Raw genomic sequence first — 19,842 nt, 5'->3', positions numbered from 1 at the left:
CGCCTTGCTCTGAGCCTGGAACTGATATAGCTACTCCTCACCGTCTGCTGGTTGCAGGACTGCGCCAGATAGCCTGATAGGTTTGATGAGCTATAAAAGATGAAATTTAAATGAAGATACGGACTCTGTCTGATTTAAGTTCCCTGTGCAACGGCTACATGACAACGCAATGCAGGGAAAACGAAGACCTACAGTGCATAGCGTCAGAACTCAGGATTCAATAAGTAACTGGAGAGGTTAAGTGGTTGTAGATATTTCGGTGTTATTCATTATTCTTTTAATGATTGTGTGCGCCCTGATTTATCGCCTTTCTGTCATGGAAGATAAGTTGTTAGCAATGGAGTTAAGACACGCTACGGAAGTCAACGCAGCGCGTAGAGAAGGGTATATAAACTGCATGAATCTTCATGCTCAGGTTGAAAAAAGTATAAAAGATAAAGCTAAATGATGGCGTTTTTAGGAACGCCAGTTTGGCTGTTATATCATTTACTGTGCTTGCCTTGATGTTTATCTTTTTTCTTATGGCGGGAAAATAACCCACATAACTATTATTGACAGAAGAAAAAGGTGCAGGCGCTGCTCCTGGAGTGGTCAGCCGCCTTAAACGTGGTGATGCTCATTACAACGTGAACGTGCTCGCGCTGATGAACGGGCAGAGGCTACTAATAATTCAGAGTAAAAGGAACACCTGGCGGTACGAGAAAGATATTCAGTTGATAGTGAAATGGCATATGCTTATGACGAATGGAACTAAACAGTAAAACTCTTTCATCGCTATTCATCAGTCTGTAATGAACGGTTTTTTCGTTTAAAACACGCCTAAATCCTGTGCGCTCAGCATAAGATAAATAAAAAAAAGCCCATCGTGGGAGATGGGCAAAGACTACACACAGCAATTCGTTGTTTCACTCAGGGGATTTCCATGCTTATAAATCAAGGTGTTGATTTATAACCGTGTCTTAATAGTAGGCATGCCAACTTTATGAGTCGATCGGATTCGTCTCAATAGTTAAAGGGAGGTAAAGATTTCTTGAAGAGAATGACGGTTTTAGGCATGAAAAGGCGGGTCTGACCAGTGCGCAGAGAATAAATAGTTTAGCAACGTTTAAGTATTCCTGCGAAGAGTGTAGGCCGGGTAAGCGTTAGCGCCACCCGGCAAAGGTTCTTACTGCGCGTTCTTATCTTCCAGCTCTTCAAGTTCGCTTAAGATGAGGTCCGGATCGGTTCCGGGTGGCGGCACTTCATGCACCCAGGCAGAGAAGAGACGCCAGGTTACCGCAAGCAGCACCGGACCGATAAACAGGCCAATCATGCCGAAGGCAATCAACCCCCCGATCACCCCGGACAGGATCAGAATCAGCGGCAGATCAGCGCCCATGCGGATGAGGAGAGGACGAATCACGTTATCCATGGTGCCCACCACGCAACTCCAGACCAGCAGCACCGTGCCCCAGGTCGTGTCCCCCGTCCAGTAAAGCCAGATAATGCAGGGAACCAGCACCAGCAGCGGACCAAGCTGTGCCAGACAGGTCATCAGCATGACAACGGTGAAAATGGTGGCATAAGGTACGCCGGAAACCGCCAGCCCGATACCGCCAAGCACCGCCTGCACCAGCGCTGTGACCACCACGCCGAGCGCCACCGCGCGAACGGCCTGGGCTGCCAGCAGCACGGCCGCATCGCCGCGTTTACCTGCCAGTCGGGTGGCGAAATGGCGTACCCCCAGCGCAACCTGCTCGCCGCGCCAGTACAGCAGGGCGCTGAAGACCAGCATCAACGTACAGTGCATCATGAAGCGACCAATATGTGCAGCCTGCCCGACAAACCAGGTGGTGGTTGTGCCGATGTACGGGCGCACTTTGGCCATCAGGGCGCTACCGCCCATCTCCAGCAGGCTGTGCCAGCCGCTGTATAGTTTTGCGCCCACAACAGGAATGCTGTTCAGCCACGCGAGATCCGGCAGCGTCATGTCACCGCTGGTGACCGCGCGAATAACCGGGCCGCTGCTGTCAACCAGGCTGTTAACCAGCAGCGCAATGGGAATAATAAACAGCAGGAACAGCAGCAGCGTCATCACCAGCACGGCAAGGCCGCGGCGACCAAACAGCAGTTTCTGCAAACGTAAGAGTAAAGGCCAGGTTGCGACCACGACGGTCGCGGCCCAGGCAAATCCGAGCACGAAAGGACGAACAATCCACAGACACGCAATAATCATAATGGCTAAGAACAGCACCGACAGCAGTATCTGTGCGACATCCCTGGGCTGACGAAGATTGACCATAAACGAAACTTTCCTTAAATGAATACCAGCAAGGCTGATGGGAATATAAACCGCATCTCTCTAATCATTAGTGATTTCAGCGATTTTTGACAGGCGGATTTTGCCCGTAATTCTACGAAGCACATAAGAAAAAAATGTGATAAAACTTTCCAGACACAACGCAAACGATTTCACACTATTCTCATTAGGGTCGACAGCAATGATCCCACAGATTTCTCAGGCACCGGGCGTCGTTCAACTGGTGCTTAATTTTTTGCAGGCACTGGAGCAACAGGGTTTTACAGGTGATACCGCCACCGATTATGCCGACAGGCTGACGATGGCAACCGATAACAGTATTTACCAGCTTCTTCCCGATGCCGTCGTTTTCCCGCGCTCTACCGCCGATGTGGCCCTCATCGCCCGTCTGGCGTCGCAGGAGCGTTTCAGCTCCCTGGTCTTTACCCCGCGCGGCGGCGGGACGGGCACCAATGGGCAGGCGCTGAACCAGGGCATCATCGTTGATATGTCCCGCTATATGAATCGCATCATTGAGATCAACCCGGAAGAGGGGTGGGTGCGTGTGGAAGCGGGGGTAATCAAAGATCAGCTGAATCAGTTTTTAAAACCGTATGGCTATTTTTTTGCGCCCGAGCTTTCCACCAGTAACCGCGCAACCCTTGGCGGGATGATCAACACCGATGCCTCAGGGCAGGGCTCGCTGGTCTACGGCAAAACCTCCGATCACGTCATGGGTGTGCGGGCGGTGCTGCTGGGGGGCGATATTCTCGATACCCAGCCGTTGCCGGTCGAACTGGCTGAAACGCTGGCAAAAGAGAGCACCACCAGCGGACGGATTTATCGCACCGTGCTGGAGCGCTGCCGTGAAAATCGCGAACTGATCCTCGACAAATTCCCGAAGCTCAATCGCTTCCTGACGGGCTACGATCTGCGCCATGTCTATAATGACGATCTGAGCCAGTTCGATCTTACCCGCATACTGACCGGGTCAGAAGGTACGCTGGCCTTTATCACCGAAGCGCGTCTGGATATCACCCCGCTGCCGAAGGTGCGCCGTCTGGTGAACGTCAAATACAACTCCTTTGACTCCGCGCTGCGTAATGCCCCGTTTATGGTGGAGGCGCGGGCGCTGTCGGTGGAAACCGTTGATTCAAAAGTACTGAACCTGGCCCGGGAAGATATTGTCTGGCATTCGGTGAGCGAACTGATTACCGACGTGCCGGATAAAGAGATGCTCGGTCTGAACATCGTCGAGTTCGCCGGGGATGACGCAGAGCTGATTGAGAGCCAGGTGAGCACGCTCTGCCAGCGTCTGGACGAGTTGATTGCACAGGGTGAGGGCGGCGTCATTGGCTGGCAGCTGTGTAACGACCTCTCCGGCATCGAGCGAATCTACGCGATGCGTAAAAAGGCGGTGGGGCTGCTCGGTAACGCGAAAGGGGCGGCGAAGCCGATTCCATTTGCGGAAGATACCTGCGTGCCGCCGGAGCATCTGGCGGATTATATTGTGGAGTTTCGTGCGTTGCTCGACAGCCATGGACTGAGCTATGGCATGTTCGGGCACGTTGACGCGGGTGTGCTACACGTGCGCCCGGCGCTGGACATGTGCGATCCGCAGCAGGAGATCCTGATGAAGGAGATCTCCGACGAGGTCGTGGCCCTTACGGCCAAATATGGCGGTTTGTTATGGGGAGAGCATGGCAAAGGATTCCGCGCCGAGTACAGCCCGGCATTTTTTGGCGAACAACTCTACGCCGAGCTGCGTAAGGTGAAAGCCGCTTTTGATCCTGATAACCGTCTTAACCCGGGTAAAATCTGCCCGCCAGAGGGCGTTGATGCGCCGATGTTGCAGGTAGACGCCGTCAAGCGCGGCACCTATGACCGACAAATTCCGATTGCGGTTCGCGCTTCCTGGCGCGGCGCGATGGAGTGCAACGGCAACGGGCTGTGCTTCAACTTCGATGTGAAAAGCCCGATGTGTCCGTCGATGAAAATCACCAGCAACCGCATCCACTCCCCAAAAGGACGTGCGACGCTGGTGCGCGAATGGCTGCGCCTGCTGGCCGATCGCGGCATTGACCCGCTCAAGCTGGAACAGGAGCTGCCGGAAAAACGCGCCAGCCTGCGCGGGCTCATCGAACGGACCCGCAACAGCTGGCATGCGAATAAAGGCGAATACGATTTCTCGCATGAGGTGAAAGAGGCGATGTCCGGCTGCCTGGCGTGCAAGGCGTGTTCAACCCAGTGCCCGATTAAAATTGACGTGCCGGAATTCCGTTCCCGCTTCCTCCAGCTGTACCACACGCGTTATCTGCGCCCGATGCGCGATCATCTGGTGGCAACGGTGGAGAGTTACGCGCCGCTAATGGCTCGTGCGCCAAAAACCTTTAACTTCTTTATCAATCAGCCGCTGGTGCGCAAACTGTCTGAAAAACATATCGGCATGGTGGATCTGCCGCTGCTGTCGGTGCCATCGCTCCAGCGTCGGCTGGTGGGGCACCGCTCGGCGAACATGACCCTGGAACAACTGGAAGCATTAAGCCCTGAGCAGAAAGCGAAGGTGGTGCTGGTGGTGCAGGATCCGTTTACCAGCTATTACGATGCGCAGGTGGTGGCTGATTTTGTCCGTCTGGCAGAGAAAATTGGCTACCAGCCGGTGGTACTGCCGTTCTCGCCGAACGGCAAGGCGCAGCACATTAAAGGTTTCCTGACCCGCTTCGCGAAAACCGCGCAGAAAACTTCAGATTTCCTGAATCGCGTGGCGCAGCTCGATATGCCAATGGTGGGCGTCGATCCGGCGCTGGTGCTCTGTTACCGGGATGAATATAAGCATACGCTCGGCGATAAGCGCGGTGATTTTCAGGTCTTACTGGTGCATGAGTGGCTGCCTTCGGTGCTGAAGCAAACGGCCCCTCAGGAGGTCAGCGGAGAATCCTGGTACCTGTTTGGGCACTGCACTGAAGTGACCGCGCTGCCGACGGCGCCTGCCCAGTGGGCTTCTATCTTCGCCCGCTATGGCGCGAAGCTGGAAAGCGTCAACGTGGGTTGCTGCGGTATGGCTGGAACCTACGGTCATGAAGTCAAAAACCACGCTAACTCGCTCGGCATTTACGAGCTGTCGTGGCACCAGGCAATGCAGCGCCTGCCGCGTAACCGCTGTCTGGCGACGGGCTACTCCTGCCGCAGCCAGGTGAAACGGGTGGAAGGTAACGGCGTTCGCCATCCCTTGCAGGCTTTACTGGAGATTATCGGATGATCTGGAAACGTGCGGTCACTCTGCAGGCCTTAAATGCCATGGGTGCGGAAAACATGGTCGGTTTGCTGGATATCCAGTTTACGCGCATTGGCGATAATGAACTTGAAGCGACGATGCCAGTAGACAGCCGTACTCATCAACCGTTTGGCCTGCTGCACGGCGGTGCGTCCGTCGTGCTGGCCGAAACGCTGGGGTCGGTCGCGGGTTACCTGTGTACGGAAGGGGAGCAGAAGGTGGTCGGGCTGGAGGTCAATGCCAACCACATCCGCTCCGTTCGCAGCGGGCGCGTGCGCGGTGTTTGCCGCGCACTGCACGCCGGAAGTCGTCATCAGGTGTGGCAGATTGATATTCTGGACGAGCAGGATCGCCTGTGTTGTTCATCCAGACTGACGACGGCCGTTGTGTAAAGTTTCCGAATGTCTTGCTTTTGGTCAAAAATTAGCCGTCTGATTGTGATATACTGGTCACGTTTTGAACATAAGCGAGGACATCATGGATACTGAAATAACCCCAACACAGCTGGCAATTGAATATTTACGTCGCGATAAAAGCAATCTGTCTCCGGCGCAGTACCTGAAAAAGCTGAAACAACTTGAGCTGGAATTTACGGATTTGCTGGCGCTCTCTTCAAACGAGCTGAAAGAAGAGATCTACTTTGCCTGGCGGTTGGGCGTTCACGTCCATTGAGCAGTGAAGAAAAGGCCGCCTGCGCGGCCTTTTTTGTGTCTGAAAATCAGTATTTGGCAGGCAGTTTGTTAATTTTAATGAGCCGGCCTTCTTCCATTTCGATGAACCCGCCCGTTTTCAGGTCAGCCAGGATCCGCATTACGCCGCTGCGGGAAAGCCGGGTTTTATCCCGGATGTACCTTTCCGCCGTCACGCTGCGTCGGTAGTTGTCATCTTCCTGCATCAGCATCATGAGCTGCTGACGAATCATCTCGTAAGCCGTTGGCGCACCTTTCGGCATGACGTTGTGATAAAGGCGGTTATAGACAAACATCAGATGATTAGAAAGCAGCCCCCATAACGCCTTCTCTTTGATAACTTCTGCCACCCGATCGGTAGGTAGCACGCCGATCAGGCATGGCGTCACCGTTTTGAGATAATCGTTAAAATATATGTCCGTCAGGTTAGCGAGACCAAACAGGGCGGGACTGCGCGCGGTGGTAAGCATCATGTCGTCGCTTCTTCTGTAAATCGCGATTGTGCCCTCGAGAATTAAATAACACATACTCTGCCCGTTAACCTGGAGATCAAGTTGCTCACCGGGATCGGTTTTATACGTGGCGCAGTGCGGCTGTAAGTGGGAAATCAGTTCCTGGGCATAGGGAGAGCCGCGATGCGATGGTTTGTCAGAAGACATAGCGTTAACCTGGAAAGAGACTGTACTTTCTATAGTGTCGCTCTTATCTTCCACCTTCTCCAGAGATAAAAACAGCCTCAGTACTTGCGGGGTAAGTGATGGATCTCGATTAGCACGCCGCGCTCCATAGTGATGTATTTCCCCGTCCGCAATTCCGCCAGGATCCGCATAATGCCGCTGCGTGAAAGATAGGTGCGGCTTTTGATATAGGCTGCGGCGGTAATGCTCTGTCTTATGGCTTCCGGCTCCTGCATCAGTTCTACCAGCTGAAAGCGGATAATGTCGTAAGCCGACATCTGCGATATCTGGGCACAATGTTCGTAAACGCGCGATGCGGTATAGATCAGCAGGTTCGAGAAGGACTCCCATAAATTCTGTTGTGCGACTACGTGATTAAAACGCTCCAGCGTAACGCTAGCCACCTCTGAAGTTTCCAGCGCTCTGACGTAGAGGTGCTCAGAAGAAAACTGGCTGCTCACGCCGAGTATAAAAGGTGCGGATTCGGAATTTAAGACGATACCGTCACCTCGGCGATGCAATGCCACGCTGCCATGTAACAGTAAAAAGCATTTGCGGATATCACCGGAATAATAATGGATGACTTCACCTTTAGCCATGATGCATCTTTCCGTATGCGGCAAAACATTATCGATTATTTTTTCAATGTGCTTAAGAGGCTTAGCGCCAAGCACTGTTGTTATTTCATTGCCTGAAACGGGCGCAATACGGGTGTTCATAAGAGGCCTCATACACTGATGCGATCATTTTTTGATCGACATAAAGAATTATCTTAAAAAACAGTTAGTCAGGGAGTATTTTCGTCGAGTCTAATTATAGACTTGCCTATTGGTTAGTGTTAATTAGTTGAATTTGAAACATTTTTGACTTAGGTCTAAAAGTAGACCGGGGACTTTATTGTTAAGATATTTCCAAAGTAATTTGTTTTGTTTTTGTTAAAAGAGAGTCTACAGCTAGACCCTAAAATCGATTGTGCGTAGAAAAAGAGTTGTATAAATTTTGATTCGTCGAAAGGGGTTTTATTTCTGCAACTGAATATCGGTAATAAATAAAGTAATACAGGAAAGAGAATTATGAATAAAAAATTGATGATGGCAATGTTAGCGGCAGGTTCTGTACTCACCATGACCAATGCATTTGCAGCGGCAGGTACCGTTAATTTTAACGGAAATATTCTGGATTCTGCCTGCGACGTAGATGTGGCATCTCAGAACCAGGTGGTGGTATTGGGCGATTATTATAAAACGGAATTCTCGACGGCGGGAGCCAGAACGGCTGCGACGCAGTTTAATATTATTTTGAAAAACTGTCCTGTGACGGTCACTAATGCAAAAGTCCGTTTTGACGGTACGCCGGATTTAACCAACGCCAGCCTGCTGGCGATTGATACGTCCGTGGCGGGGGCGGCCACAGGGGTAGCGATTAACCTGATGACTGCAGATAAAGCCGATCTGCCGCTGTACGGCAGCAACAGCTATACCTACGCGCTCAGCAGTACGGCTGATAATACACTGAACTTCTACGCGCAGTATATCTCCACCGCAGCGTCCGTGACCGCGGGCCCGGCTAACTCGGTCGCGAACTTCTCAGTGGTTTACAACTAAGTCATTGGCAGTAATTAGCAGGGGGCTTCCCGGCCCCTTGTTTTATGAGGTATTGAAATGCGTTTTATAACGACAACTGGCCTGGCGATGGCGCTGTTATCGCTGACGTTAACATCCGCCAGTGCTGGAGTAGTTATTGGCGGCACCCGCATTATTTTCGATGGGGCAAAAAAAGAAGCGTCAATAAGTATCACCAATCCTGATGACGTTCCTTATTTAATCCAGTCGTGGATTGATGTTCAGGATGGGCAATCCGGTAAAGCGCCTTTTATTATTACGCCTCCGCTGTATCGGCTGGATGGCGGGCAAAAAAACCTTGAGCGTATTGTCATGACAGGCTCGCTGCCTCAGGGGCAGGAGAGTTTATTCTGGCTGAACATTAAAGCTATTCCATCAGCTTCAAAGCAGATGAACTCGCTGCAAATTGCCGTCAAAACGCGGATCAAACTTATTTATCGGCCAGAGAGCCTTCGTGCGTCTACCCCTGAGGAACAAACCAACAAATTAACCTGGCATCGTGCGGGAAATGCTCTGCAGGTAAATAACCCTACGCCGTACGTTATCAATTTCAATGAAATAACGGTCGGGGTTAAAAAACTTGACGATGTCACGTACGTAATGCCTTCAGGCTCAGTTCGTTTCCCGTTACCGAATGGGACCAATGGCAATACGCTGACGTTTAAAGTCATTAACGATTATGGCAATCCTGGCGAATTACACCGGGCCAGTTTGTGATCCCTTTGCATTAATCGGGTGCTCGTCATGACAACGGCATTTAATACAGTGCAGCCTGCGCGCCTGGCAATATTCATTGCCCTCGCGCTTGCGGGTTTCTCTCCCACGCTGTATGCCAGTGAGACGTTTAATACGGAACTGGTAGAACTGGATAATCCCGGAATGGGAAAAGCGGATTTATCTGCCTTTGAATCCGGCTCGCAGGCGCCCGGGACGTACCTCGTTGATATTATTCTTGACGATCGGCTGCTGGAAACGCGGGATATTCGTTTCATGGCAGTGAAGGATGCTAACGGCAGTGAAACGTTGCAGCCGTGCCTGAGTATCAGGCAGTTAAAAGCGTGGGGCGTGAAAACGGCGCTTTTCCCGCAGCTCGACGCCGGGCAAGGAGAATGCGCCGATCTCAAGGCGATTCCACAGGCCAGCGCGGATTTCAAGTTTGGCGCCCAGCGTCTGGCAATCAGCATCCCACAGGCGGCCATAGATCTGCCAGCGAGAGGTTACGTTCCGCCGGAGATGTGGGATGAAGGCATTACCGCGGCCATGCTCAACTACAGCCTGAGCGGCGCGAACAGCCGGGCAAGAAGCGGGGCAGGCACCCGCAGCGACAGTCAGTATGCAAACCTGCGACCGGGGATCAACGTCGGTCCCTGGCGGTTACGCAACTACACCACCTGGTCCCGCGATGCGTCCGGCCAGGATAAGTGGGACAATGTCTATACCTTGATGCAGCGCGCGATTATTCCCCTGCAAGCCCAGCTTACGCTCGGAGACAGTTCCGCCCCTGCCGATGTCTTTGACAGCATGCCTTTTCGCGGCGTCCAGCTGGCGTCCGACGACGACATGCTACCGGATTCCCTGAAAGGCTATGCGCCGGTGGTGCGCGGTATTGCGCGAACTAACGCGCAGGTCGTGGTGCGTCAGAATGGCTATCAAATCTACCAAAGCTATGTGGCGCCGGGCGCGTTTGAGATCGCGGATATGTATCCCACCGGCGGCGCGGGCGATCTTGAAGTCACGATCGTCGAAGCCGATGGCAGTGAGCAACATTTCACCCTGCCGTACGCTTCGCTGCCGGTCCTGCAACGGGAGGGGCGCCTGAAATATGCCCTTACCGCCGGGCAGTATCGATCGTATAACCGTAGCGTGGAGAAAACCCCCTTCGGGCAACTGACCGGAATTTACGGCCTCTCTCACGGCCTCACGCTCTATGGCGGCGTCCAGCGGGCAGATAAGTACCAGTCGGCAGCTCTGGGGATGGGCAAGAACATGGGCGATTTCGGGGCGATATCCGCAGACCTCACCCAGGGCTGGTCAACGCCGGAGCATGCCGCGAAAACAAGCGGTCAGTCGTGGCGGGCCCGATACAGCAAGAATTTTATTAATTCCGGGACGAACTTTTCGATTGCCGGGTATCGCTACTCGACCCGCGGCTATTACGGGATGCAGGAGGTCCTCGATTCGTACGGCGACAGCAGCGCGCTTCAGGACAGGCGACGTAACCGTGCCGAGTTGACAATGAGCCAGACGCTGGGGGACAACCTGGGCGCGCTCACCCTCAGTGCGGCGCAGGAAGATTACTGGAATGACGGTAAGTCGATGGCTTCGTGGAGCGTCGGCTATAGCAACTACTGGCACAACATCAGCTATGGCCTGACATGGACCTACAGCAAAAATGTCCGCTCAGCGTCAGAAACCCACGACAACCAAAAAAACGCTGACCACGACCAGCTTCTGGCGTTCAACATCAGCATTCCGCTGGATAAATTTTTGCCGCAGACATGGGCGAACTATGGCATGAACGCCAGCAGGAATAACGGGATGACACACAGCATCGGTCTGAACGGGGTGGCTCTCGAAAACCGAGCCCTGAACTGGAACGTGCAGCAGGGATACGGCACAGAGGGCGTGGGCTATACCGGCAGCGTTAACGCGGACTACAGAGGCACCTATGGCGAAGCCACGGCGGGGTATGGTTATGACAAAAACAGTGAACGCCTGAATTACGGGCTACAAGGCGGCATTCTCGCCCATGCTGATGGCATCACGCTTTCTCAGCCGCTGGGGGAGACCAACGCCTTAATTAAAGCGCCTGGCGCCCACGGCGTGGATATCCGCAATCAGCCCGGTGTACGGACAGATGTTCGCGGTTATACGGTCGTGAGCAACCTTTCGGTCTACCGAAAAAACGATCTCACTCTCGATCCGGAAAATATGCCGGAGGATGTCGAACTGGAGATCAACACCCGCACGGTGACGCCGACGCGGGGAGCGGTGGTGAGAGCCGATTATTTGCCGAAGTCAGGTCGCCGGGTGCTGATGACCTTGACCGACAACGAACGCGCCGTTCCGTTTGGGGCGGTGGTCACCCTTGTCGGTGATGAGAGCAGCAGTTTTATTGTGGGCGATCGCGGCCAGGTTTATTTAACCGGTATGCGCGAGGAGGGGACGTTAGTCGCGACATGGGGGAGTCAGCCCAGCCAGCAATGCCGCGCTGATTTCAGCCTGCCGACACACTCAACATTCGGTGGGATCGCTGACATGCGCGCCTCCTGCCGTCAGGAACGTTAACATGAAATGGCTTATCGTGATTTTGCTTCTCTGTTTGCTCGCGGCGGGAAACCTCGCCCGTGCCGGTACGTGCACCACCATCACGCCGCAGCTGTCAACCCTGTCCGTGGGGACGATTAACGTGCAGCGTGATGCGCCTGTCGGCACGGTGGTCTTTTCCGGCGCGGCGACAGCCACCGGTTCCTATCTTACTGGATGTGCTAATCCGCTGATGCTGGGATTCAGCATGCGCTACAACAGCGCCACGTTGAGCAGCTACGGCAATCATGTTTACAACACTAACGTCAGCGGGATAGGCATACGCTTTTCCTCCAACGCCTATTTTGAAAACCCGAGCAATACGTTCTCGTACAATGCGCAGACCTCCTATGTCGACTGGTATGGCGGGAGGATTGAGCTGGTGGTGACTGGCCCGGTCTCATCGGGGGCGTTAACCCCGGGGGCGATCGGCGTCGTGACGCTTCAGGGGAGCGACGGCATCTATCGTGACGGCCTGACCACGCAGCTCACCGCCGGTACCATTAATGCCATGGCGTGCACGGTGAATACGTCACAGCTGACGTTTCCGATCGGGGATATCCCCGCCTCGGCGTTCGGCACCGTGGTGGGCACCACGCCAGCGGGAGCACAGAACACGCAAAACCTGGGCTTAACCTGCGCCGCCGGAACCAATATTACGGTCTCGCTCAGTGGAATACAGAATCCGGACAGCGCCAATACCAGCGTGATGGCCTTAACCGGGCAGGGGAATGCCGGCACCGCAAAAGGGGTTGGGGTGCAGCTTATCTATAACGGTGCGCCGCTGGTGATGAACAGCCGACTATTCTTGCGGCAGTCTGCCGGCGGGCAAGAGACATTGCCGTTAACGGCCCGATATTACCAGACGTTGAACCGCGTGGAGTCAGGTTCAGCAAATGCCTCCGCCACCCTTAATTTGACCTATCAGTAGCAGGTACGAAGATGAAAATAATATACGGGACACTGCTGTTACTGGCTTTACTCAGCGGGAAGGCTTTCACCGCTGATAGCGTCAACATCGGTGTGACGGGAAATATCGTTGCGTCGCCGTGCATATTTAATGGCGGGAGTAACAGCCTCGATGTCAATCTGGGCAATATTCAGGCAACCAATAAGGCGACGCCGGGCTCAACATCGGATCCGGTGCCATTTAGTCTGCTGTTCACCCAGTGCCCAACGGGAACGCAGAGTGTGACCGTCTCTTTTACCGGCAGCCCCGATCCCGCGGCGGGCGCGGACTATTTTATGAACAGCGGTTCGGCCACGCACGTGGCGATAGCCATGCGCGATGCCCAAACGGGTACGCTTAAAGGAACAGGCTCTGGCATGACTCAAACTATTGGTGCCGACAGAACCGCGACAATGGCTATGCAGGCCTCGGTTAAATCCGTGACGGGTGGCGTCACGCCGGGAAGCATCAGTGCAGTTGTGGTGATGACGATGCAGTACAACTGAGCGCCGGTGATATGCCTTTTTTAAAGACGTTGGTATGAGCTATGTTAAATATTCTGATTCAGGAAACCGATCTATTTTTTCAGGCTGGGCTACATGAATTTTTCGAGGATTTTTTTAAACATAACTTTCATCGTGCCATCACATTTAACCTGGCGCTGACCCATGAAAACGTCAGTCAGGCCGATATTATTGTCCTGTCATTATGCCAGGGTGAAACACTGACCTGTTTTCCCGAGTTACTCGCCCGGCAAAAAGGGATTGTGCTAGGGTTTGTCGACGATGAACTGCGCTTTTCGGCGTTGCCCTCCTGCTTTCAGGACATTATTTTTCTCCCTCGACGTGCATCGCTTGATCGTATCAGTGGCGTACTGTTTATCGCGTGGTTCAGGACGCAATTACCGGGTTATACATGGACTAAACATAACTGCTTCGACTGCCAGCATAAAGGGTTATCCCGGCAACAAATTCGTATTTTGGTCAATTTTTACCGAGGGCTGTCGGTAGTGCAGACCGCTCAGGCGCTGGAGATGAGCCAGAAAACGGTCTTTACCCATAAATATATGCTGATGCAAAAATTTAATCTGCGTAGCGATTACGAGCTGATCGTACTGTTGAGAAGGCTGATGGAGAAAAAGAGCCGTCCGAACCTGCTTCGCGATTACCTTGAAAATAATTATGCAGAACAGATAGCGTAAAACGCCAGCGGATAGCTGGCCGGGCAGTGATAGCCACCACCCGGCAATGCATTTAAACGTTAACCGCAGCGATCAACCGCGTCTTCATGGTCTGGTACGCAGAAGCCGCAAAATCCTCCGCCCAGCGCTGGTCCTCGATCGCCTCCATCTGCACGGCGCAATATTTCGTTTCAGGCGTTCTGGAGATCGGGTCTAGATTATCCTGCGTCAGCTCATTACAGGCGCCAATCCACCACTGGTAGGTCATATAGATTGCTCCCGCATTGATGCGCTCGCTGATGCTGGCGCGCGTGATCACTTTACCCCGGCGTGAACGTACCCAGACCAATTGGCCGTCGGCGATCCCACGCTCATCCGCGTCGGCCGGGTTCATTTGCACCCGGCCCGGCTCGTCGGCCAGGCTTTGCAGCGCCGCGCAGTTCCCGGTCATTGAGCGACAGGAGTAGTGACCGACTTCGCGCACCGTGCAAAGTACCAGCGGGTATTCCGTATCCGGTGTCTCGGCCGGAGCGCGCCAGGGGGCAGCAAACAGCTGGCCTTTGCCAGTGGGGGTGTCGAACTGATTATCCCTGTACAAATAGGGTGTGCCGGGATGATCAAGGGTTGGGCAGGGCCACTGGACATGGCCCATCTCGCCCATTTTTTCGTAGGTCACGCCGTAGAAGAGGGGGCACAGCTCGCGCATTTCGTCCCAGATCTGCTGGTTATTCTCGTAATGCATGGGATAGCCCATCTCCGTGGCCAGCAGGCTGATGATCTCCCAGTCGCGCTTGACGTTGCCGCTGGCCTCAATGGCCTTGCCAAAACGCTGGAAGCCGCGATCGGCACAGGTGAACACGCCAGCATGTTCTCCCCATGACGTGGCAGGGAGCAGTACGTCAGCCACCTCTGCCGTTTTGGTCATAAAGATGTCCTGAACCACCACAAAATCGAGGGACTCAAAGCCGCGGCGGACCAGGCCCAGATCGGCTTCTGTCTGAAGCGGATCTTCCCCCATGATGTAATAGGCTTTGATCTTACCTTCCAGCGCGAGATGCGGCACTTCGGTGATACGCGTCCCGACGCGATCGTCCATCCGGCTGACATTGATTTTCCACGCATCGGCAAATTTCAGTCTGACTGCCGGGTCAGTGACATCCTGGTAGCCGGGGAACATATTGGGCAAAACGCCCATATCGCAGGCACCCTGAACGTTATTTTGCCCGCGAACCGGACCTACGCCGACGGCAGGGCGGCCCAGGTTGCCGGTGAGCAGCGCCAGGCTGGAGAGACCTTTCACCACATCAACCGCCTGACCAAACTGCGTAACGCCCATTCCCCACATTACCGTTGCTGAAGGCGCCGCCGCGAACATGCGCATTGCCTGACGAACATCCCGCGCGGGAATGCCCGTCAGATGTTCAACCTGCTCGGGTGCGTAATCTTTTACCGTCAGTCGGTAAGCCTCAAGCCCTTCTGTGAAGCGGGCAACGTAGTTTTTGTCGTACAGTTCCTCTTCAAGCAGGACATAGCCAAAGGCATTGACCAGCGCCATGTTACTGCCGTTTTTCAATTGAAGATGAAGATCGGCAATGCGTGCCGTTTCAATATGACGCGGATCGCAGACGATGATTTTTGCGCCATTTTCACGTGCTTTAAGCACGCGTCGGGCGACGATGGGGTGAGAGTCGGCGCAGTTATAGCCGAACACCAGCAGGCATTTTGAGTTTTCAATATCGTTAATGGAATTGCTCATGGCACCGTTGCCGAGGGTCTCCTGTAAACCGGCAACGGACGGACCGTGACAGACGCGGGCGCAGCAGTCGACGTTGTTAGTGTTCAGCACCGCACGGGCAAATTTTTGCATCACATAGTTGGTCTCATTGCCCGTTCCCCGCGAGGACCCCGTGGTCATAATGGATCGAGGGCCGTACTGATCTTTGATGCTTTTAAGCCTGTGAGCAGTATAGCGAATGGCCTCTTCCCAGGTAACAGGGGTAAAGGACTCGCCTTTGCTGTAGCGGATCATGGGCTGCGTCAGACGGGGGGTAAGCAGCCGTGTGTCGTTAAGAAAGTCCCAGCCGTAGAATCCTTTCAGGCAAAGCGTGCCCTGATTGGTTACGCCATCAGCGGCTTCGGCACGGATAATCCGGTTATTTTTAACGACGAGGTTTAGTTTGCAGCCTGCACCACAGTAAAGGCAGACGCTGGCGATTTTTTTCATCAATAACAGACCTGTTAAGAAATGAAGCAATGTTTACTGGAAAGCCCAGTCCCTTAGCGGACTAAGCAGGATCCATGCCACATTCAGCGTGCTTGATTAACAGGGCGTCAGGGAAGAGAGGGTGTGTCATCGTCAATCTGCTCGTCAGAATTGACGATGACACGCTATCCGTAGGGATGGGAAGGGAGAGGCGTTAAAGATCGTCCATGGTATAACCGACAACAATTTCCAGCGTCTTGCGGATCACATCCGCCTTAACGACATCGTCGGTAGTTTCCAGCGTCTGGATCAGCCAGAGAATGATCGCTTTGTTGGTCAGATGACCTTCAGAAGCGAGAACACAACGAACCGCAGTCGAAAAAATGGCAGACTCTTCAGCAAAGCGATCGCCTGCGTGACGGAAATACTCCGACAACGCGCTATCTAAAAAGGCGGAGTGGTATTCGGGTTGAAGCTGAATATTTTGTCTCATTTGTTCTCACCGTTGCTGTAAGGTTGTAGTCAATGCATCTTTTTGGGATCGGACGGTTTTCCATTTCCAAATAACGGCACTACATTGTCTCGATTATTTTTGAGAGATCCCTCTCTCTGTATTCGTCCTTGTGCGGTTCTGCGACCTTTAAAAGCGACAGTGCCTGTGCTGATTTCAGCTATCACCCTCGCTAATGTCTCCCGCCGCTGGGGATCCGTCTCACAGGCTTGCATGTTACGCAGACGCTGAACCAATCCCTCGGTCGTCACGGGACCGCGCTCCTTCAAAAGTGAAAGAGCGGCTTCTCCAATAAGCTGGTCGATCAGTCGGTCCGCATCACTGCTGTTCATAACATTAACGTTCGAAGAGCAGACCAAGAAGCAGGTGATAATGATGTTCCTCTTCCGGACCATTGGCCCTTTCAAGGCGACTCAACAGTTTTGTGCAGAGCGATTTGCGATTCAGATTCCGCCCATCGCTAAGGATTTCAACAACAACCTGACCCAGGGTTTCCTGTTGGGTTGGAAGCGCGGCTTTTTCGAAGTACTGCGCAATCGCTGTTGCTGAGTCTGCGACGTATCCGTTCTGCTGCATGTTTCGCTCCTGTAAAATTATGTAATCAGTAACGTTACATTTAAGGTATACATAATTTTCAAATCTGTACATTTAAAATGTACAATTTTTTAAATATTTTATTATATATTTTATAAAGTGTTTATTTATCATTGTGTTATGTGTACACACTTTACTGCGTGATTCACAAAATATATTGTACAATCCAAAGCGGCGTCGCAGAGTTGTACAAGCTTGGGAAAGGCGCAAAGAAGCCGTGTAAATCGTTGAGATGTAAATTATTTGTTGGGAAATTAATGTGCTATAACAGAGTTCTCCCCACGTGTTTTCGTGGTCACCCCCTCAATCTTCAGGATTAGCATGCTCACAACCATCATTTACCGCAGTCATATCTGCGAGGACGTTCCAGTGAAAGCGCTGGAAGACATGGTCGCTGCTGCAAATTGTAGAAATCGCCAGTTCGATGTGACGGGGATTTTGCTGTTTAACGGCACACACTTTTTTCAGTTACTTGAAGGGCCCGCTGATAACGTTAAGGAGATCTATGAGCTCATTTGCCGTGACCCACGGCATCACAACGTGGTCGAATTGTTGAGCGATCACGGGCCTTCAAGACGTTTTGGCAATGTGGGTATGGAGCTCTTCGACCTTCGTCAGTACGACACCAACGAAGTGCTGCAACAGGTTCTTGATAAAGGCACAAGCCGCTATCAGCTAACCTATAACGATCGCGCCCTGCAATTTTTCCGCACCTTCGTTGAGGCCACTGAAAAAGCCAACTACTTTGAGCTGCCTCCGGCTGACGCCTGGGAGTTTGTCATCGAAAACACGCCGTTATCCTCCCAGCCGACGGTAGTGGCAAAGGGAGCGGACTGTAGTTTCGCGTTTCAACCTATCGTCGATCCGTTTATGCAGCAGGTTGTTTCCTGGGAAGCCCTGATCCGCACGCCGTCCGGTGAGTCCCCGGAAAGCTATTTTGCCAACCTGTCGCGTGAGGCGCTGTACGAATCGGATCTGAAGAGTAAACAGGTGGCTTTGTCGATGGCCAGCGCGCTGGGCCTACAGACTCAAACGTTGTCCATTAATCTGCTGCCGATGACGCTGGTCAATGTTCCTGGCGCCGTCGATTTTTTACTGTCGGCAATTGAGGCGAACGGTTTTGTGCCGGAGCAAATTGTGGTCGAGTTCACCGAGAGCGAGGCGATCTCGCGCTTCGAAGAGTTCACCAGCGCGGTCAGACAGCTTAAAAGCGCCGGGATCAGCGTGGCCATCGATCACTTTGGCGCGGGATTCGCCGGTCTGCAACTGCTGGCTCAGTTCCAGCCGGACAGAATCAAGATCAACCGTGATTTGATTGCTAACGTGCACAAGAGCGGCCCGCGTCAGGCAATCATTCAGTCAATCATTAAATGCTGCGCCTCCCTGGAAATTCTGTTCTGTGCGGTAGGCGTAGAGCTGGCTGAAGAGTGGATGTGGCTGGAATCTGCCGGGATTTCTCAGTTCCAGGGTCACCTTTTCGCCAGCCCGCGTCTGGGGGGCATTCCGGCGATTGCCTGGCCCGAGAAAAAGTACGATTTATAAAAAACCTGTACGTAACTGTTAAAAGTGACCTGTACGTACGGCTAAATTTATACAACAATACATTAACGAGTGAGGGGTTCTTTGAGCCATTCACTTGTCTCATAACGAGGAGTTAGTTATACAAATGATTTGTACAATCTGATAAGGTTGGTTTGGTTAGGTATGGAAGTATTGTGCGTGAGGGAGTTAATGGCCTATTACAGTATCGGCGAAGTGGCCGAACGATGCGGTATCAACCCCGTTACGCTGCGTGCCTGGCAGCGCCGTTATGGATTGTTGAAGCCGCAGCGAAGTGAAGGGGGTCATCGTCAGTTTGACGATGAAGATATCCTGCGTATCGAAGAGATCAAACGCCTGATGAAAACGGGTGTTTCGGTCGGTAAAGTAAAAGCGCTTCTTGAAAATACAGAAGTGATGACTCAGGGGAACTGGGCATCGTTTCAGGAAGAGATGTTAACCGTTCTGCGCTATGCCAGCCCGGCAAAACTGCGCGCCAAAATCGGCGAGTTCCGCCGCGACCATGCGATGGATGTTCTGATAGATAACATCATCACCCCTGTGCGTCAGCGAATGAACCAGGACCAGAATACGGTGCGTCACATGGCGAGCCTGCTCGACGGTGTCCTGATTGAGTTTGCCGTTACAAGCCTGGGTGAGTCGCGAAAAAAAGCAGGTAAGGATGCGCTGCTGATTGGGTGGGAGTGCGACGACCGTACGCATTTGTGGCTGGAAGCTGCCCGTCTTGCCTATAAGGGCTGGCATATTGACGTGCTGGCTGAACCGATTGATTCTCCACGTCCGGAACTTTTCCCTGGACAAAAAATTTTCGTCTGGACCGGTAAAGCACCTACGCCTCGTCAACAGGAGCAGCTCGACCACTGGCGTGAACAGGGTTTCGCCGTCTCGTTCCATCACTGATGTTAAGGGGTCCAACGGTAAACCGCCAGCGCGGGATTTTTGCTTTCTGGCGATACGACAGGGGTATCCGCGAAGATGCATAGCATCAGTACCCCTGTT

General features: G+C 53.0%; 19 protein-coding genes and 1 other RNA gene. 12 read left to right on the top strand and 8 right to left on the bottom strand.

The genetic code is table 11. From position 1 onward, the window contains the following. Positions 1-241: 241 nt before the first annotated feature. Positions 242-448: a hypothetical protein gene (locus ACOTZP_RS16315; RefSeq protein ID WP_022647855.1), complete on the top strand. Its 207-nt coding sequence runs from the start codon at positions 242-244 to the stop codon at positions 446-448. A 400-nt stretch (positions 449-848) separates the two neighbouring features. On the opposite strand, the gene rprA is transcribed toward ACOTZP_RS16315, so the two are convergent. Together rprA and ydiK are read right to left on the bottom strand one after the other, a co-directional pair. Further along, positions 849-956: antisense sRNA RprA (gene rprA / locus ACOTZP_RS16310), an RNA gene on the bottom strand. A gap of 209 nt (positions 957-1,165) precedes the next feature. Then, the gene (ydiK, locus tag ACOTZP_RS16305) at positions 1,166-2,281 is read right to left on the bottom strand and encodes an AI-2E family transporter YdiK (RefSeq protein ID WP_022647856.1); all 1,116 of its coding nucleotides are present in this window, start codon (positions 2,279-2,281) and stop codon (positions 1,166-1,168) included. 199 nt (positions 2,282-2,480) lie between these two features. Here ydiK and ydiJ point away from each other — a divergent pair, with 199 nt between their 5' ends. From ydiJ to ACOTZP_RS16290, 3 genes are all read left to right on the top strand, one after another. Then, complete coding sequence (gene ydiJ / locus ACOTZP_RS16300) at positions 2,481-5,537, top strand: D-2-hydroxyglutarate dehydrogenase YdiJ (protein WP_271075323.1); 3,057 nt, start codon at positions 2,481-2,483, stop codon at positions 5,535-5,537. Continuing rightward, positions 5,534-5,944, top strand: a complete 411-nt coding sequence (gene menI / locus ACOTZP_RS16295; RefSeq protein ID WP_023305978.1) for a 1,4-dihydroxy-2-naphthoyl-CoA hydrolase — start codon at positions 5,534-5,536, stop codon at positions 5,942-5,944. The genes ydiJ and menI overlap by 4 nt, the downstream gene beginning before the upstream one ends. A gap of 85 nt (positions 5,945-6,029) precedes the next feature. Further along, the gene (locus ACOTZP_RS16290; RefSeq protein WP_003857766.1) at positions 6,030-6,224 is read left to right on the top strand and encodes a YdiH family protein; all 195 of its coding nucleotides are present in this window, start codon (positions 6,030-6,032) and stop codon (positions 6,222-6,224) included. Positions 6,225-6,270: 46 nt separating this feature from the next. Here ACOTZP_RS16290 and ACOTZP_RS16285 read toward each other — a convergent pair whose 3' ends face one another. Further along, a complete protein-coding gene (locus tag ACOTZP_RS16285) occupies positions 6,271-6,900 on the bottom strand; it encodes a helix-turn-helix domain-containing protein (protein WP_063148172.1) in 630 nt (209 codons plus the stop codon). A gap of 77 nt (positions 6,901-6,977) precedes the next feature. After that, a complete protein-coding gene (locus ACOTZP_RS16280; RefSeq protein WP_271075322.1) occupies positions 6,978-7,637 on the bottom strand; it encodes a winged helix-turn-helix transcriptional regulator in 660 nt (219 codons plus the stop codon). 354 nt (positions 7,638-7,991) lie between these two features. Between ACOTZP_RS16280 and ACOTZP_RS16275 the strand changes: the two genes are divergently transcribed. From ACOTZP_RS16275 to ACOTZP_RS16250, 6 genes are read left to right on the top strand one after another with little or no spacing between them, the layout of a single operon-like run. Then, on the top strand, positions 7,992-8,522 hold the full coding sequence (locus tag ACOTZP_RS16275) for a fimbrial protein (RefSeq protein ID WP_271075321.1): 531 nt from the start codon (positions 7,992-7,994) through the stop codon (positions 8,520-8,522). Positions 8,523-8,579: 57 nt separating this feature from the next. Next, positions 8,580-9,257 carry a fimbrial biogenesis chaperone gene (locus ACOTZP_RS16270; RefSeq protein WP_271075320.1) on the top strand — a complete coding sequence of 226 codons (678 nt, stop codon included), beginning with the start codon at positions 8,580-8,582 and terminating at the stop codon, positions 9,255-9,257. 27 nt (positions 9,258-9,284) lie between these two features. Continuing rightward, positions 9,285-11,828: a fimbria/pilus outer membrane usher protein gene (locus ACOTZP_RS16265; protein ID WP_271086661.1), complete on the top strand. Its 2,544-nt coding sequence runs from the start codon at positions 9,285-9,287 to the stop codon at positions 11,826-11,828. Between the two features lies 1 nt (position 11,829). Then, entirely contained in the window at positions 11,830-12,777 is a 948-nt protein-coding gene (locus tag ACOTZP_RS16260; RefSeq protein ID WP_058677986.1) for a fimbrial protein, read from the top strand. A gap of 11 nt (positions 12,778-12,788) precedes the next feature. Beyond that, the gene (locus ACOTZP_RS16255; protein ID WP_271075318.1) at positions 12,789-13,301 is read left to right on the top strand and encodes a fimbrial protein; all 513 of its coding nucleotides are present in this window, start codon (positions 12,789-12,791) and stop codon (positions 13,299-13,301) included. A 41-nt stretch (positions 13,302-13,342) separates the two neighbouring features. Then, positions 13,343-13,996 (top strand): helix-turn-helix transcriptional regulator, encoded by a 654-nt coding sequence (locus ACOTZP_RS16250; RefSeq protein WP_022647866.1) that lies wholly within the window; start codon positions 13,343-13,345, stop codon positions 13,994-13,996. A 52-nt stretch (positions 13,997-14,048) separates the two neighbouring features. Here ACOTZP_RS16250 and fdhF read toward each other — a convergent pair whose 3' ends face one another. The 4 genes from fdhF to ycgZ all read right to left on the bottom strand — a co-directional run bounded on the left by fdhF (position 14,049) and on the right by ycgZ (position 17,265). Continuing rightward, positions 14,049-16,199 carry a formate dehydrogenase subunit alpha gene (gene fdhF, locus ACOTZP_RS16245; protein WP_271075317.1) on the bottom strand — a complete coding sequence of 717 codons (2,151 nt, stop codon included), beginning with the start codon at positions 16,197-16,199 and terminating at the stop codon, positions 14,049-14,051. Positions 16,200-16,392: 193 nt separating this feature from the next. Beyond that, complete coding sequence (locus ACOTZP_RS16240; RefSeq protein WP_022647868.1) at positions 16,393-16,671, bottom strand: biofilm/acid-resistance regulator YmgB/AriR; 279 nt, start codon at positions 16,669-16,671, stop codon at positions 16,393-16,395. A gap of 29 nt (positions 16,672-16,700) precedes the next feature. After that, a complete protein-coding gene (locus ACOTZP_RS16235) occupies positions 16,701-17,021 on the bottom strand; it encodes a hypothetical protein (RefSeq protein ID WP_032622175.1) in 321 nt (106 codons plus the stop codon). Between the two features lie 4 nt (positions 17,022-17,025). Then, positions 17,026-17,265 (bottom strand): regulatory protein YcgZ, encoded by a 240-nt coding sequence (gene ycgZ, locus ACOTZP_RS16230; RefSeq protein ID WP_022647869.1) that lies wholly within the window; start codon positions 17,263-17,265, stop codon positions 17,026-17,028. A 339-nt stretch (positions 17,266-17,604) separates the two neighbouring features. Between ycgZ and ACOTZP_RS16225 the strand changes: the two genes are divergently transcribed. Both ACOTZP_RS16225 and ACOTZP_RS16220 read left to right on the top strand, forming a co-directional pair. Beyond that, entirely contained in the window at positions 17,605-18,825 is a 1,221-nt protein-coding gene (locus ACOTZP_RS16225; RefSeq protein WP_271075316.1) for a diguanylate phosphodiesterase, read from the top strand. 189 nt (positions 18,826-19,014) lie between these two features. Next, positions 19,015-19,743 carry a MerR family transcriptional regulator gene (locus ACOTZP_RS16220; RefSeq protein ID WP_038415914.1) on the top strand — a complete coding sequence of 243 codons (729 nt, stop codon included), beginning with the start codon at positions 19,015-19,017 and terminating at the stop codon, positions 19,741-19,743. Positions 19,744-19,842 lie beyond the last annotated feature (99 nt).

This window comes from Enterobacter cloacae complex sp. SYL001, from assembly GCF_049237025.1.
Lineage (GTDB): Bacteria > Pseudomonadota > Gammaproteobacteria > Enterobacterales > Enterobacteriaceae > Enterobacter > Enterobacter intestinihominis.
Note: the sequence above shows the minus strand (reverse complement) of the source record. Positions and strands in the feature narration are given on the sequence as shown.